15 protein-coding genes and 1 pseudogene are annotated in these 13,282 nt (G+C 65.2%); 10 read left to right on the top strand and 6 right to left on the bottom strand.

All coding sequences use genetic code 11. The annotated features are described in order from the left end of the window. Positions 1 to 36: 36 nt before the first annotated feature. Positions 37 to 603 (bottom strand): urate hydroxylase PuuD, encoded by a 567-nt coding sequence (locus KF730_RS10500; RefSeq protein ID WP_294094710.1) that lies wholly within the window; start codon positions 601 to 603, stop codon positions 37 to 39. A 188-nt stretch (positions 604 to 791) separates the two neighbouring features. Between KF730_RS10500 and KF730_RS10495 the strand changes: the two genes are divergently transcribed. Then, positions 792 to 1,415 (top strand): superoxide dismutase, encoded by a 624-nt coding sequence (locus KF730_RS10495; RefSeq protein WP_294094707.1) that lies wholly within the window; start codon positions 792 to 794, stop codon positions 1,413 to 1,415. A gap of 142 nt (positions 1,416 to 1,557) precedes the next feature. Here the strand turns inward: KF730_RS10495 and KF730_RS10490 are convergent, their stop codons facing one another. From KF730_RS10490 to mtaB, 3 genes are all read right to left on the bottom strand, one after another. Next, positions 1,558 to 2,172, bottom strand: coding sequence for a septation protein A (locus KF730_RS10490; protein WP_294094705.1), 615 nt, complete (start codon positions 2,170 to 2,172; stop codon positions 1,558 to 1,560). A 113-nt stretch (positions 2,173 to 2,285) separates the two neighbouring features. Next, positions 2,286 to 3,221 (bottom strand): signal recognition particle-docking protein FtsY, encoded by a 936-nt coding sequence (gene ftsY, locus KF730_RS10485; RefSeq protein WP_294094703.1) that lies wholly within the window; start codon positions 3,219 to 3,221, stop codon positions 2,286 to 2,288. Further along, complete coding sequence (gene mtaB, locus KF730_RS10480; protein ID WP_294094701.1) at positions 3,218 to 4,567, bottom strand: tRNA (N(6)-L-threonylcarbamoyladenosine(37)-C(2))-methylthiotransferase MtaB; 1,350 nt, start codon at positions 4,565 to 4,567, stop codon at positions 3,218 to 3,220. The genes ftsY and mtaB overlap by 4 nt, the downstream gene beginning before the upstream one ends. Between mtaB and KF730_RS10475 the strand changes: the two genes are divergently transcribed. After that, positions 4,567 to 5,142, top strand: coding sequence for a DUF924 family protein (locus KF730_RS10475; protein WP_294094698.1), 576 nt, complete (start codon positions 4,567 to 4,569; stop codon positions 5,140 to 5,142). The genes mtaB and KF730_RS10475 overlap by 1 nt on opposite strands. Here KF730_RS10475 and KF730_RS10470 read toward each other — a convergent pair. Continuing rightward, positions 5,117 to 6,763, bottom strand: coding sequence for an EAL domain-containing protein (locus tag KF730_RS10470; protein ID WP_294094696.1), 1,647 nt, complete (start codon positions 6,761 to 6,763; stop codon positions 5,117 to 5,119). The genes KF730_RS10475 and KF730_RS10470 overlap by 26 nt on opposite strands. A gap of 317 nt (positions 6,764 to 7,080) precedes the next feature. Between KF730_RS10470 and ffh the strand changes: the two genes are divergently transcribed. The 7 genes and pseudogenes from ffh (at position 7,081) to KF730_RS10435 (ending at position 11,615) form a co-directional block, all read left to right on the top strand. Beyond that, positions 7,081 to 8,565, top strand: coding sequence for a signal recognition particle protein (gene ffh, locus KF730_RS10465; protein WP_294094694.1), 1,485 nt, complete (start codon positions 7,081 to 7,083; stop codon positions 8,563 to 8,565). 31 nt (positions 8,566 to 8,596) lie between these two features. Next, a pseudogene (gene rpsP, locus KF730_RS10460) lies at positions 8,597 to 9,082 on the top strand (30S ribosomal protein S16); the annotation flags it as partial. 132 nt (positions 9,083 to 9,214) lie between these two features. Further along, on the top strand, positions 9,215 to 9,709 hold the full coding sequence (rimM, locus tag KF730_RS10455) for a ribosome maturation factor RimM (RefSeq protein ID WP_294094690.1): 495 nt from the start codon (positions 9,215 to 9,217) through the stop codon (positions 9,707 to 9,709). Next, positions 9,706 to 10,434 carry a metallophosphoesterase family protein gene (locus KF730_RS10450; RefSeq protein ID WP_294094688.1) on the top strand — a complete coding sequence of 243 codons (729 nt, stop codon included), beginning with the start codon at positions 9,706 to 9,708 and terminating at the stop codon, positions 10,432 to 10,434. The genes rimM and KF730_RS10450 overlap by 4 nt, the downstream gene beginning before the upstream one ends. Before the next feature lie 4 nt (positions 10,435 to 10,438). Then, on the top strand, positions 10,439 to 10,738 hold the full coding sequence (locus tag KF730_RS10445) for a hypothetical protein (RefSeq protein WP_294094685.1): 300 nt from the start codon (positions 10,439 to 10,441) through the stop codon (positions 10,736 to 10,738). A 50-nt stretch (positions 10,739 to 10,788) separates the two neighbouring features. Continuing rightward, positions 10,789 to 11,118: a metalloregulator ArsR/SmtB family transcription factor gene (locus tag KF730_RS10440; protein WP_294094683.1), complete on the top strand. Its 330-nt coding sequence runs from the start codon at positions 10,789 to 10,791 to the stop codon at positions 11,116 to 11,118. Further along, the gene (locus KF730_RS10435) at positions 11,115 to 11,615 is read left to right on the top strand and encodes an SRPBCC domain-containing protein (protein ID WP_294094681.1); all 501 of its coding nucleotides are present in this window, start codon (positions 11,115 to 11,117) and stop codon (positions 11,613 to 11,615) included. Before KF730_RS10440 ends, KF730_RS10435 begins: the two co-directional genes overlap by 4 nt. Here KF730_RS10435 and KF730_RS10430 read toward each other — a convergent pair. Beyond that, positions 11,612 to 12,517: an NAD(P)/FAD-dependent oxidoreductase gene (locus KF730_RS10430; protein ID WP_294094679.1), complete on the bottom strand. Its 906-nt coding sequence runs from the start codon at positions 12,515 to 12,517 to the stop codon at positions 11,612 to 11,614. The genes KF730_RS10435 and KF730_RS10430 overlap by 4 nt on opposite strands. 35 nt (positions 12,518 to 12,552) lie before the next feature. Here KF730_RS10430 and trmD point away from each other — a divergent pair, with 35 nt between their 5' ends. Next, positions 12,553 to 13,281: a tRNA (guanosine(37)-N1)-methyltransferase TrmD gene (trmD, locus tag KF730_RS10425; protein WP_294094676.1), complete on the top strand. Its 729-nt coding sequence runs from the start codon at positions 12,553 to 12,555 to the stop codon at positions 13,279 to 13,281. Position 13,282 lies beyond the last annotated feature (1 nt).

The raw sequence follows: 13,282 nt of genomic DNA, 5'->3' as shown, positions 1-13,282 counted from the left end.
TCGCGACTTTCCTCTCCCGAATGGGAGAGGATTAGATCAATGCATGTTGGTCATCGCCAGCAGCATCGGGATCGAAAGCATCACGTTGAGCCGCGAGGCCATCATCGCCATTTTCGCCGCCTTGGCCTTGGCCGCGTCATCCGCCTCGACCAGGCCGAGCACCTTCTTCTGGTTCGGCCAGATCACGAACCACACGTTCGCGGCCATCACCAGCGCCAGCCACATGCCGACGCCGATCAGCTGATAGCCGGGCTTGAACGCCAGCCCTTCGTGCAGTTCGTCATAGAGCCAGGCGAGGATCAGGCCGGTGAGGACGGTGAGCAACGCGGCCCAGCGGAAGAAGAACAGAGCCTTGGGCGCGATATATCTGGTGACGCCCGGCTTCAGCTCGGCGGGGATCGCCGGCATGGTCGGGATCTGCACGAAGTTGAAGTAGTAGAGCAGCCCGATCCAGACGATGCCGAAAAAGACGTGGAGCCACTGGAAGATGTGATTGGCGTCGAGCGTCACGTAATCGGTGTAGAAAGGTGCGAAGAGGATGCCGATCGCGAGGATGAATCCTGCGCCCAGCACCGCGTGCAGATTGCCGAAGAACTTGTCCATGATCTCTCCCCTGTTGCCCGCCAGCCGCTTGCCCCGCTGATCGAGAGCCCAGTCTATGATCGGTTTTTTCGTTTGTCATGTGCAACGAAATTTGTGGGACCGATCGGCGGTTTCGGGTCTAGGCGCGGGACCGCAAGCCCGGCCGGTGCGTTGGGCAGCCAAGTCCAATCATATCCGGAGTGTCTCCCATGGCTTTCGAACTTCCCCCGCTGCCTTATGCCAAGGACGCGCTGGCGCCGCACATCTCGGCGGAAACGCTCGAATTCCATCACGGGAAACATCACAAGGCCTATGTCGACAAGACCAACGGCTTCGTGACCGAAAAGGGGCTGGAAGGGCGCAAGCTCAGCGAGATCATCACCCACGCCAAGGAAACCGGCGACAAGGGCCTGTTCAACAACTCCGCCCAGGTCTGGAACCATAGCTTCTACTGGCAGAGCTTGAGCCCTGAGAAGCAGACGCCGTCGGGCAAGCTGGCCGACCTGATCAAGGATGGCTTCGGCACGCCGGAGGAGCTGGTGAAGAAGCTCGTCGCCGAATCCACCGCGCATTTCTCCAATGGCTGGGGCTGGCTGGTGCTCGACGGCGGCAAGCTCAAGGTGACCTCGCTGCACGACGCCGACTCGCCCGTGGCGCATGAAGGCATGCTGCCGCTGCTGACCGTCGATGTGTGGGAGCATGCCTATTACATCGATTACCGCAACTCACGGCCCGGCTATCTGGATGCGGTGACCGCGAACCTGATCAACTGGGAATTCGTCGCGCAGAATCTCGATGGCGAGGGTGTAAGCCGCGCCGATCAGGAGGGGTAACGTTTCGATCCTCCCCGGAACGGGGAGGGGGACCGCCGCCGAAGGCGGTGGTGGAGGGGGCTCGCCGCATGCGCTGCGCTGCGTGGAGCGCCCCCTCCGTCAGCGCTTCGCGCTGCCACCTCCCCGTGCCGGGGAGGATCAATCACCCCTCCGGCGGCAGTGGCGCGTCTTCGGGTTTGTCCAGTTGTAGCCCGTGCTTCATCAGCATCGGCACGTTGAGCATCGCGAAGACGATCGTCATCGGGATCACCGCCCAGGTCTTGAACGTCACCCACTGATCCCAGCTCAGGATCTGGCGCATCACTTCGTTGAGCACCGCCATCGCCACGAAAAACAGCGTCCAGTTGATCGTCAGCAGCCGCCAGCCCCTGGCCGATAGCCCGGGGTATGCGGTCTGGAGCAGGGTCTGGAGCAGCGGCTTGTCCGCGACCAGCCCGTAACCGAGGATGATCGCGAACATCGAATAGACGATGGTCGGCTTGATCTGGATGAAAATCTGGTCGTGGAAATAGAGCGTCAGCCCGCCGAACACGAGGACCAGCGCGCCCGAAATCCACAGCATCGGCGAGATGTGGCGGGTCTTCCACCAGCTCAGCGCCATCGCCGCGGCCATCGCCACCATGAACGAAGCGGTGGCGGCGAAGATGCGTTCCAGCGGCGCGCCGGGCAGCAGGCTGTTGACCGCGAAGAAGGTCGCCAGCGGGCCGAAATCGATCAGCATGCGAAGGCCGGGCGAAGCGGCGGGGCGGTCGGTCATTTCATTCCTATCTTCGTCATCCCGGCGAAAGCCGGGACCTAGAGCCAAAAGTGACATCGCCCGTAATCTTGGTTCCCGGCTTTCGCTGGGATGACGGGTAAAGTTGGCGAGAGTCAGCTTTGCGTCAGCTCTTCCACGCCGGCGATGATCCGCGCAACCTCATTGGCGTCGAAGGGGCGGAGATCGTCGACTTTCTCACCGACGCCGATGGCGTGGATCGGCAGGCCGTATTTCTCGGCGGCGGCGACGAGGACGCCGCCGCGCGCTGTGCCGTCGAGCTTGGTCATGACGAGGCCGGTGACGCCCGCGACTTCCTTGAACACTTCGATCTGGCTGAGCGCGTTCTGGCCGGTGGTCGCATCCAGCACCAGCACCACGTCATGCGGTGCGGCCGGATTGAGCCGGCCGAGGACGCGGCGGATCTTGGCGAGCTCGTCCATCAGCTCGCGCTTGTTCTGCAGGCGCCCGGCGGTGTCGACGATCAGCACGTCGATGCCCTTTTCGGTGGCCTGCTTGACCGCCTCGAAGACGATGCCGGCAGCATCGCCACCCTCGGGGCCAGTGACGATCGGCACACCGATCCGCTCGGCCCAGGTCCTGAGCTGGCCGATCGCGGCGGCGCGGAAGGTGTCGCCGGCGGCGAGCATCACGCCATAATCCTGTTCGAGCAGGAGATTGGCGAGCTTGGCGATGGTGGTGGTCTTGCCGCTGCCATTGACGCCGATGACGAGGATCACCTGCGGACGCGGAAAGGCTTCGATCTGGAGGCGCTTGGCGACGGGGGCGAGAACCTTCTCGACCTCCTCCGCGACGACGAGGCGGATGCCGAGCTCCTCCATGTTGCGCTCGACCTGCGCTTCTTCGAGCCGGTCGCGGATGCGCGCGGCGGTGCCGGGGCCGAGATCGGAGGCGATCAGCGCTTCCTCGATATCGTCGAGCTGCGCGGCTTCGAGCCGGCCTGCGCCGAGTCCGGCGAGGTTGCCGATCAGCTTGTCGGAGGTCTTCTTGAAGCCGCCGAGCAGGCGTTCGTGCCAGGAGGGGCCGCTCATGCTTCGTGCTCCATTGTCACCCCGGACCTGTTCCGGGGGCCAAGGTGCCGCCGGGCTTGGTCAAGAGGTTCCAGCGCATCGCTCAGCCGCCCGTTGGACCCCGGAACAGGTCCGGGGTGACAGGTTGGAGTTGCGGCAAGCGCACCATCGACAACGCCGGTAATCTGAACCTCCACGATCGAACCGATCTCCTGCTTTTCAAAGCGAACCTCGGCGAAATTGCCGGCATGGCCGCTGGTTCCGGGGCGCTCTACCAGCACTTGCTGGGTGCTGCCTATCAGGCTTTGCAGCCAATCCTGGCGCGATCGTGCCGCGGCGGTGCGCAGGCGGGCGGCGCGGGCCTTCACGATTTCGGGTTCGACCTGCGGCATCTTCGCCGCCGGCGTGCCCGCGCGCGGACTGTAGGGGAAGATGTGGCCATGGACGATCCGGGCGTCTTCGATCAGCGCCAACGTATTGGCGAACATCGCCTCGGTCTCGGTCGGGAAACCGGCGATCAGATCGGCGCCTATGGCGATTTCGGGGCGAGCGGCCTTGAGCCGCTCGACCAAGGCGACGCTCTCCGCGCGGCTGTGGCGGCGCTTCATGCGCTTGAGGATCATGTCGTCACCCGCCTGTAGCGAGAGATGGACGTGCGGCTGGATGCGCGGCTCCTGCGTCAGCAGCGCGAACAGGCGCTCGTCGATCTCGATCCCGTCGAGCGAAGAGAGGCGCAGGCGCCGCAGGGCAGGGACGTGGATGAGGATACGCTCGACGAGTTGCCCAAGGCTTGGCGCACCCGGCAGATCGGGGCCGTAGCTGGTGAGATCGACACCGGTCAGCACCACCTCGGCATGGCTTTCGGCGAGCATCGCGATCCGCTCGATCAGCGCACCGGCGGGGACCGAGCGGCTGTTGCCGCGGCCATAGGGGATCGCGCAGAAGGTGCAGCGATGGTCGCAGCCATTCTGGACCTCGACGAACGCGCGGGCATGGGTCGAGAAGCTGGCGGCGAGGTGCGGCGCGGTTTCGCGTACCGCCATGATGTCCTGCACCTGCACCGGTTCGGGCGAGGCCCAGGCGAGGGCGCTGAGTTTCTCGGCATTGCCGATCACCCGGTTGACCTCCGGCATCGCCGCGAACGAGGCCGGATCGATCTGCGCCGCGCAGCCGGTCACCACCAGCTCGGCATCGGGCCGCTCGCGCCGCGCCCGGCGGATCGCCTTGCGCGTCTGCTTGACGGCCTCGTTGGTCACCGCGCATGAATTCACCACCACCGTGTCGCTTTGCCCAAGCAGCGCGCGGATCGTTTCGCTTTCGGCGATGTTCAGCCGGCAGCCGAGACTGATGATATGAGGGGACGGCATTGGCGGACGATCTAGGGATGGGTGCGGCGGATGTCCACGCGAAGGCGCGCGAAGTGCTTGGCTTCTGGTATGCGCTGACGCCGGAGCAGCATTTCGCCAAGTCGGATCGGCTTGATGCCGAGATCAAGCAGCGCTTCGGGGCGCTGCGCGATCAGGTGTTGACGAGCAAAGCCCAAGGCTGGCGCGACGATCCCGAAACCTTGCTCGCGGCGATTATCGTGCTCGATCAGTTCAGCCGCAACATCTTCCGCGGCTCAGGCGAGGCGTTCGCTGCGGACAAGCTCGCGCAGGAATTGACGCTGGAGGCGATCGACAAGGGCTGGGACGGCGGCATGACCGGCGAGCAGAAGCAGTTTCTCTACATGCCGCTGATGCATGCCGAGGATGTGGGCCTGCAGGATCTGTGCATCGACAAGTTCGAAGCGCTTGGCGACAAGCACTCGCTCGATTTCGCGCACCAGCATGCCGGGGCGATCATCCGCTTTGGGCGGTTTCCATCACGCAATGCCGCGCTGGGCCGCGAATCAACCGCGCTGGAACTCGAATATCTCAGCCAGCCAGACGCTGGCTGGTAGCCTCAGGCAGTTCGACAGGCGCTTCCAGCGGCGAAGCGGCTTGCTGCTGGATCAGCAGGCGGCGCTCGGCCAGCACGCGGCGGACATTGGTGACCGACATTGGCCTGCCATAGAGCCAGCCCTGCGACTTGGCGCAGCCCAGGGCGCGCAGGCGCTCCTCGATCTCGGTGGTCTCGACGCCCTCGGCGGTGATCGGCAGGTTGAGGCTTTCGCCCAGGCCGACAATGGCGTTCACGATCGCCGCCGAATCGGCATTGTCGATCAGCGACATGACGAAGCTCTTGTCGATCTTGATGCGATCGAACGGCAGCGCGCGCAAATGCGCCAGCGACGAATAGCCGGTGCCGAAATCGTCGAGCGCGAGGCGGACGCCCTGGTTCTTGAGGCTGCCGACGATCGACTGCGCCAGTGCGAGATTGTCGAACAGTGAGCTTTCGGTGATTTCGACTTCCAGGCGATTTGCCGGGAAGCCGGTCTCGGTCAGCGCCTTGATGATCTTCTGCGAGAGCCACGCGTCGCGTAGCTGCCAGGGTGAGATGTTGATCGACAGGCTGAGCGACGGATCCCAGTCGCGCGCGGCGAGGAACGCCTGACGCATGATCGACAGCGACAGATCGGCGATCATGCCGGTTTCCTCGGCGATCGGAATGAACAGATCGGGGCTGATCAGCCCGCGGATCGGATGCTCCCAGCGCGCCAGCACTTCGAAGCCGTGGAGGCGCCCGGTCGAGAGATCGACCTGCTGCTCGAAATAGGGGACGATCTCGCCGCGCGGGATCGCGGTGCGCAGGCCGCTCTCCAGCTCGTTGCGGGTCTGGAGCTCGCGCTCCATCGAATGATCGAACCAAGCATAGCGGTTGCGGCCCGATTTCTTGGCCGCGTACATCGCGATATCGGCCGAACGCATCAGCGCGTCGATGCTGGCGCAGTCGAAGTCCGAGCGAGCGACGCCCAGCGAGCAGGAGATGTGCAGCCGCAGCCCCTCGGCCTCGAACGGCTGGGCCATGCGGTGGACCAGCTTCTCGGCGATGCGTTCGACGAAGCTCGGCTCGGCGGGATCGAACAGGAAGCCGCATGAGAATTCGTCGCCGCCCAGTCGCGCGGTCAGCGCGATCGGCGGCATCACCGCGGCGATTTCGGACGCGACGGCGCGGAGCAGCGCGTCGCCCACCGCATGGCCGTGCATGTCGTTGACCGTCTTGAAGTGATCGAGATCGAGCATCAGCATCGCCATCGCCTTGCGGCGGCGGGTGGCGCGGACGAACATCGCGGCGCCTTCTTCCGAGATCGAGCGGCGATTGAGGAAGCCGGTCAGCGGATCGCGCGCGGCGAGCGCCTGGGCGCGTTCCTCGGCGACGGTGCGAACGCGGACCTCCTGGCTCAGCGCAGCATGGCGGCGCCAGCCGAACAGGATCAGGGCGACGTTGAGGAGGAGGGCGATGACGAGCGTCCGATCCGCGGGTTCGCCGCCTTCGAAATAATGCTGGAGGGTCTTCGACAGGACCGAGCTGCCGGTTCCCACGAACAGCAGGATCGCGGCCACGCTGATCGCGCCCGACAACAGATTCGGCCGCGGTTTGCGGTCTCCTGCGATATGATCCTCCTGGTGATCCAGCGACATGCCGGGACACACTCCCCCTTGATCGACGGGAGGATTTGCCACGGCGAGAGTGTAAATCGGGTTAAGGCCCAAAACGGTCGCTTTTGGCGAGTGAGCGGTGAATCTGGAGGTACGATCACTCGGATCGCCGATGCGGTTCCGCTGGCTGGCCACCCGGTTGCGTTTCCCGCCCGGTGCGTTTATGTGCCCGCCCATCCGTTCCAAGGAACGCGAGACGCATCAGCGCCCACGGGTGCAGGCCGGCCGACGAGGTTTCGTCCGCCGGCTCGCTTTGCGTTTGGCGGAATTGGTACGATTTTTGGAGTGATTTGGGCCCTATGTTCGAGAGTTTGAGCGATCGGTTAGGCGGCGTTTTCGAGCGCCTGCGCGGCCGTGGCGCGCTCTCCGAAACCGATGTGCGCACCGCGATGCGCGAAGTCCGGATCGCGTTGCTGGAGGCCGATGTCGCGCTGCCGGTGGCGCGCGACTTCGTCGAGAAGGTGACCGAGCAGGCGGTGGGTCAGAACGTGCTGCGTTCGGTCACGCCGGGGCAGCAGGTCGTCAAGATCGTCAACGACGCGCTGATCGACATGCTCGGCTCGGAAACCTCCGAGCTCGAACTGGGCGTGACGCCGCCGGCGGTGATCATGCTGGTCGGCCTGCAGGGCTCGGGCAAGACCACCACCACCGCGAAGCTTGCCAAGCTGCTCAAGAAGGACGGCAAGAAGGTGATGATGGCGTCGCTCGACGTCAATCGCCCGGCCGCGCAGGAGCAGCTTGCGGTTCTCGGCACCCAGACCGAAGTCAACACGCTGCCGATCGTCGCGGGGCAGACACCGGTCGAGATCGCCCGCCGCGCGATGAGTTCGGCGAAGCTCCAGGGCTTCGACGTGCTGATGCTCGATACCGCGGGCCGCCTGCACGTCGATCAGGCGCTGATGGACGAGATGAAGTCGGTGGCGGAAATCGCCAACCCGGCCGAAATCCTCCTCGTCGTCGATTCGCTGACCGGCCAGGACGCGGTCAATGTCGCCAGGAGCTTCAGCGAGCAGGTGCCGCTCACCGGCGTGATCCTGACCCGCATGGACGGCGATGCCCGTGGCGGCGCGGCGCTTTCGATGCGCGCGGTCACCGGCAAGCCGATCAAGTTCGCCGGCATGGGCGAAAAGCTCGACGCGATCGAGCCGTTCCACCCGAAGCGTGTCGCCGGCCGCATCCTTGGCATGGGCGACGTCGTCAGCCTCGTCGAAAAGGCCGCCGAAGCGATCGACGCCGAGGAAGCCGAGCGGATGCAGGCGCGGCTCGCCAAGGGCCAGTTCGACATGAACGACCTGCGCGGCCAGCTCCTGCAGATGCGCAAGATGGGCGGCCTCGGCGCGCTGGCCGGCATGATCCCGGGCATGAAGAAAGCGCAAGCCGCGATGAACGCCAGCGGCATGGACGACCGTATCCTGCTGCGCATGGACGCGATGATCACCTCGATGACGCCGAAAGAGCGCGCCAAGCCCGAACTGCTCAATGCCAAGCGCAAGATCCGCGTCGCCAAGGGCAGCGGGACGACCGTTCAGGACGTCAACAAGCTGCTCAAGATGCACCAGGAAATGCAGACCGCGATGAAGCGGCTCAAGAAGATGGGCGGCCTCAAGGGGATGCTGGGCATGCTCGGCAAGGGTGGTCCGGGCGGCGGCATGACCGGCTTGGGCAACGCGCTGGGCGGCAAGGATATGGGCGAGATGATGGGCAAGATGGGCGGCAATCTGCCCGGCATGCCCGGCGGACCGGCGCTGCCCCCCGGTTTCGAAGATTTGCTGAAAAAGAAGTAACTTAACTCAAGATACTAAGAAGGAATTTGTAATGGCTCTCTCTATGCGTCTTTCGCGCGGCGGTTCGAAGAAGCGCCCCTATTACCGGATCGTCATCGCCGATGCGCGCGCCCCGCGCGACGGCAAGTTCATCGAGAAGATCGGCACCTATAACCCGCTTCTCGCCAAGGATTCGGCCGACCGCATGAAGCTCGACACCGAGCGTGCCGCGCACTGGCTCAAGATGGGCGCGCAGCCGACCGACCGCGTCGCCCGCTTCCTCGACACGCTCGGCGTCAAGGAGCGCGCCGCCAAGAACAACCCGAACAAGGGCAAGCCCGGCGAGAAGGCCGTCGAGCGCGCCGAAGAGCGTGCCGAGAAGGCCAAGGCCGCCGAGGAAGCCGCCGCCGAGGCGGCAGCCGCTCCCGCGCCTGAGCCCGTCGCCGAGGAAGCTCCCGCCGCCGACGAGCAGGCCGAGACCGAGGCGGTGATGGCCGCCGAAGTCGAAGCCGCCACCGAAGAGCCGACCCCGGAAGCCGAAGCCGTTGCCGAAGCGGTCGCTGAAGAGACTCCGGCCATCGAAGCGGCTGCTGAGGAAGCCCCGGCTGCCGAAGCAACCGAAGAAGCGCCCGCCGCTGAGGCTGGCGAGGAAAAGGCCGAGGGCTGATCCTTGGCTGCTGACCGCCCCGTCACGCTTGCCGTCATTATCGGCGCACACGGCGTGACGGGCGAGGTCCGCCTCAAGGTTTTCGCGGAGGACCTGGCGGCGCACAAAGCCTTTAACGGTGGTGCGCTGGCGCTCAAATCCCTGCGTTCCGGCAACAACGGCGCGATCGCGCGCTTTGCCGAAGTGGCCGATCGCAATGCGGCCGAAGCGATGCGCGGCACCGAATTGACGGTGCCGCGCGCGTCGCTGCCTCCCTTGGGCGACGGCGAATATTACCATGTCGATCTGCTGGGCCTGCCCGCGGTCTCTTCGAACGGGGATCTGCTGGGCAAGGTCGTCACCATCGACAATTACGGCGCCGGCGACGTCCTCGAAATCGAGCGCCCAGCTGGCGAAGACGGCAAGCCGCCCAAGCGCTTCATGGTGCCGATGAACCCGCAAGCGGTGCCCGAATGGGATGCCGAACGGCTGGTGATCGCGGCCGAATTTGTCGAATGAGCCGCATCGCGGTTCTTTCCGATATTCACGGCAATCTGCCCGCGCTCGAAGCGGTGATCCGCGATGCGGAAGCGCGGGGCTGCACGCAATTCTGGAATCTGGGTGACATCCTCTCAGGCCCGCTCTGGCCCGCCGAGACCGCCGATTTCCTGATGGCACGGGATTGGCCGACGATCGCCGGCAATCACGAGCGCCAGGTGCTGATGCTACCGCCTGAGAAGACCGGCGTGAGCGATGCGTTCACGCGGACGCAGCTGGACGCGCGACACTTGGCGTGGATGGCGGCGCTGCCCGCGGCGCTGACGGTGGAGGGCGTGCATCTGTGCCACGGCACGCCGCGCAGCGATCTTGAGCATTTCCTCGAAACCGTCGAGCCCCAAGGCATCCGCCGCGCGAGCGAGTCCGAAGTGGCCGATCGGCTCGGCGATACGCCCGAGCGCCTAACCCTGTGCGGCCATTCGCATATCCCGGGCACGATGCACCTCGCCGATCGCCGCACCGTCGCCAACCCGGGCAGCGTCGGCCTGCAGGGTTTCGACGATGACCACCCCTTTGCCTATCGCGTCGAGAATGGCGACCCGCAGGCGCGCTATCTCATCGTTGAGCAGGGCGAGGTGACGTTGCGCACCGTAGGCTATGACCATGAATCCGCCGCCGCCAAGGCCGCGAAGGAAGGCTTTCACGATTGGGCGATTGCTCTAGCGACGGGCCGCATGATAGGCTGAGTACATGGTCACAACACTCTGGCTTTTCGGTCTTGCCGTCGTCAGTTTCATGACTTGGCTCGGCGCTGCGTTTGTTCTGCGATTGGGTCACTCGATGCGGCTTCTGCTAACGCTTATTGTTCCGGGCCTAGTTGCTGGCGGCAAAATGTGGACAGATTATTTGGCGCAACGATATGCGGACACCCCGGCGGGGTGGGATGCTGTATTCTTTATCATAAGTTGTGGTGTCGGCGTGGCGGCTGGCCTCCTCATGCTGCCAGTCTGGTTTCTGGTCGAAGAGAAGCTCGGCTGGCGCGCCAAATAGCGGGAGTCAGCCACTTTATATAACCGTGGGGTCATGATAACCATACGGTTATGGACGAGTCGCTAAACCGTAAATTCGCTGCATTGGCCGATCCTACGCGCCGCGCCATCCTCGCGCGTCTCGCCTCGGGCGAGGCGAGCGTGGCCGAGCTCAGCACGCCGTTCCGGATGAGCCAGCCGGCAATCTCCAAGCACCTCAAGGTGCTGGAGGCCGCCGGGTTGATCGAGGCGGGGCAGGCGGCGAAGTCGCGCCCCCGCCGCCTCAAGCGCGATGCCATCGTCGAGCCCGCCAAATGGCTCGAAACGCTCGGCGGCGATTGGGACGCGAAGTTTGACCGGCTCGATGCCTATCTCAAGACCTTCGATGGAGAGACCAAGTGACCGACACCCGCACCAAGCCCGTCTTTACCATCCAGCGCCGCTTCGCCGCGCCGATCGAGCGGGTGTTCGATGCCTGGGCCGATCCCAAGCAGATGGAGCAATGGTCGGGGCCGGTTGGCTCGCAGGTCACCGTGCTTCGCGGCGGCATCGCGCCGGGCGAGACGATGCACTCGCATTTCCGTGCCGCCGATGGCGCCGGGATGCACACGCTGGTCCGTTATCATGAAGTCAGCCGCCCGCACCGGCTGGTCTATGACCAGAGCTTCGCGGATGCCGACGCCAATATCGTCGCGTGCCCGTTCCTCGATCCCTGGCCGCAGGTGATGCGCACCGAGGTGGATTTCGTCGCGGAGAATGACGGTACGCGCCTCACCCTGCGCTGGACCCCGATCGATGCCAGCGCGGCGGAGGAAGCCATGTTCGCGAGCATGATGGAATCGATGACCGGCGGCTGGAGCGGCAGCTTCGACAAGCTCGACGCGTTCCTCGCGGGCTAACGCCTGAGCGGGCGTTGCTCGTCGAGCATGTTGCGGATCGTGGTTGCGGCGACCCCGGCTTCGCCCATGGCGTGGCTGATCTGATCGAGCCCCTTGGCGACATCGCCTGCCGCGAACAGGCCGGGGATCGAGGTTCGCTGGTGATCGTCGACCTCCAGGCACCCATCCTCGGCCGCGCGCGCGCCGGCCTGCACCGCGAGCTGCGAGCGGATGCGCGAGCCAAGCGCCGGATAGAGCGTGTCGAACGCCATGCGCCCCTGTGCGGTGTCGAGCGCGATGCGGTCGCCTTCGATCGCATAATTGCCGCACGGGCCATTGACGCGCTGGATCCCACCCGCGTGGAGATCGCCTGTATGTTCCTCTTCGATCCGGTGCTCGGCCTCGGGCGCGATCAGAGTCAAGTCGGCGCTGTAACCGCGCAGGAACAGCGCCTCGCGCGCGCCATGCCCGCCGGTGCCGATCACCGCGATCTTCTTGTCGGTGACCTCATAGCCGTCGCAGATCGGGCAATAACGCAGCAGCCCGCGCTGGAGCGCTTCGTCATGCAGCGCATCGGGCATATCGGGCCGGTTGTTGACCACACCCGTCGCTAGCAGCACCGCGCGGGCGGCAAATTCCCGCTCGCCGACCCGCACGCCAAAGCCATCCTCCAGCGCCCGTAGTCCGGTGACTTCGGCGAGCTCGCGCACCGCGCCATATTTCTCGGCCTGCTCCAGCATCCGCGCCAGCAAATCCTTGCCGGATATGCCATCCGGGAAACCGGCATGGTTGTGCGTGCGCGGGATCAAGGCGGCGCGGCTCGATCCGCAATCGAACATGCGGATGCGCAGGTGAAAGCGCGCCAGATAGATCGCCGCGGTCAGGCCGGCGGGCCCGGCGCCGATGATGATGCAGTCGTCCATCTTGCCAATTGCTCTCCACCGTCCGAAAGGCCCGCATGGCCTTCGCTGCGACCGTTTTAACGCTTTACCCGGAAATGTTTCCCGGGCCGCTGGGTATTTCGCTCGCCGGCCGGGCGCTGCGCGAGGGGTTGTGGAGCATGGAAGCGGTCCAGATCCGCGACTTCGCGACCGACAAGCATCGCTCGGTCGATGATACGCCGGCCGGCGGCGGAGCGGGGATGGTGATGCGTGCGGACGTGCTCGCGGCTGCGCTCGACAGCGTGCCCGCCGGGCGCCCGGTGCTGGCGATGACGCCGCGTGGCAAGACCCTCAGCCAGGCACGCGTCCGGGAACTGGCGGGTGGCCCGGGGGTGACGATCCTGTGCGGCCGGTTCGAGGGGATCGACGAGCGCCTGCTCGAGGCGCGAGACATCGAACAGGTCTCGATCGGGGACTATGTCCTTTCCGGCGGCGAGATGGCCGCGCTCACCCTCCTCGACGCTTGCATTCGGCTGCTTCCCGGCGTAATGGGCGCGCCTTCAAGCGGCATGGACGAGAGCTTCGAAACGGGGCTTCTCGAATATCCGCAATATACCCGACCTGTGGAATGGGAAGGGCGCACGATCCCCGAAGTGCTGCGATCGGGGGATCATGCGAGGATCGCGGCATGGCGCAAGAGCCGGGCCGAGACCGATACACGGCTAAGGAGGCCGGACCTTTGGGAGCGCCATGAGGGCGCTCGGGTCAAGTCTCCCTCTGGCGCGCGGCACGAGAAGGAAGAATGAG

This window comes from Sphingomonas sp. (genome assembly GCF_019635515.1).
GTDB lineage: Bacteria > Pseudomonadota > Alphaproteobacteria > Sphingomonadales > Sphingomonadaceae > Sphingomonas.
Note: the sequence above shows the minus strand (reverse complement) of the source record. Positions and strands in the feature narration are given on the sequence as shown.

Excerpts from the sequence above, each read along its gene's own strand:
- KF730_RS10500 (WP_294094710.1), bottom strand. The coding sequence starts at position 603 with ATGGACAAGTTCTTCGGCAATCTGCACGCGGTGCTGGGCGCAGGATTC.
- KF730_RS10495 (WP_294094707.1), top strand. The coding sequence starts at position 792 with ATGGCTTTCGAACTTCCCCCGCTGCCTTATGCCAAGGACGCGCTGGCG.
- KF730_RS10490 (WP_294094705.1), bottom strand. The coding sequence starts at position 2,172 with ATGACCGACCGCCCCGCCGCTTCGCCCGGCCTTCGCATGCTGATCGAT.
- ftsY (WP_294094703.1), bottom strand. The coding sequence starts at position 3,221 with ATGAGCGGCCCCTCCTGGCACGAACGCCTGCTCGGCGGCTTCAAGAAG.
- mtaB (WP_294094701.1), bottom strand. The coding sequence starts at position 4,567 with ATGCCGTCCCCTCATATCATCAGTCTCGGCTGCCGGCTGAACATCGCC.
- KF730_RS10470 (WP_294094696.1), bottom strand. The coding sequence starts at position 6,763 with ATGTCGCTGGATCACCAGGAGGATCATATCGCAGGAGACCGCAAACCG.
- ffh (WP_294094694.1), top strand. The coding sequence starts at position 7,081 with ATGTTCGAGAGTTTGAGCGATCGGTTAGGCGGCGTTTTCGAGCGCCTG.
- KF730_RS10450 (WP_294094688.1), top strand. The coding sequence starts at position 9,706 with ATGAGCCGCATCGCGGTTCTTTCCGATATTCACGGCAATCTGCCCGCG.
- KF730_RS10445 (WP_294094685.1), top strand. The coding sequence starts at position 10,439 with ATGGTCACAACACTCTGGCTTTTCGGTCTTGCCGTCGTCAGTTTCATG.
- KF730_RS10440 (WP_294094683.1), top strand. The coding sequence starts at position 10,789 with ATGGACGAGTCGCTAAACCGTAAATTCGCTGCATTGGCCGATCCTACG.
- KF730_RS10430 (WP_294094679.1), bottom strand. The coding sequence starts at position 12,517 with ATGGACGACTGCATCATCATCGGCGCCGGGCCCGCCGGCCTGACCGCG.
- trmD (WP_294094676.1), top strand. The coding sequence starts at position 12,553 with ATGGCCTTCGCTGCGACCGTTTTAACGCTTTACCCGGAAATGTTTCCC.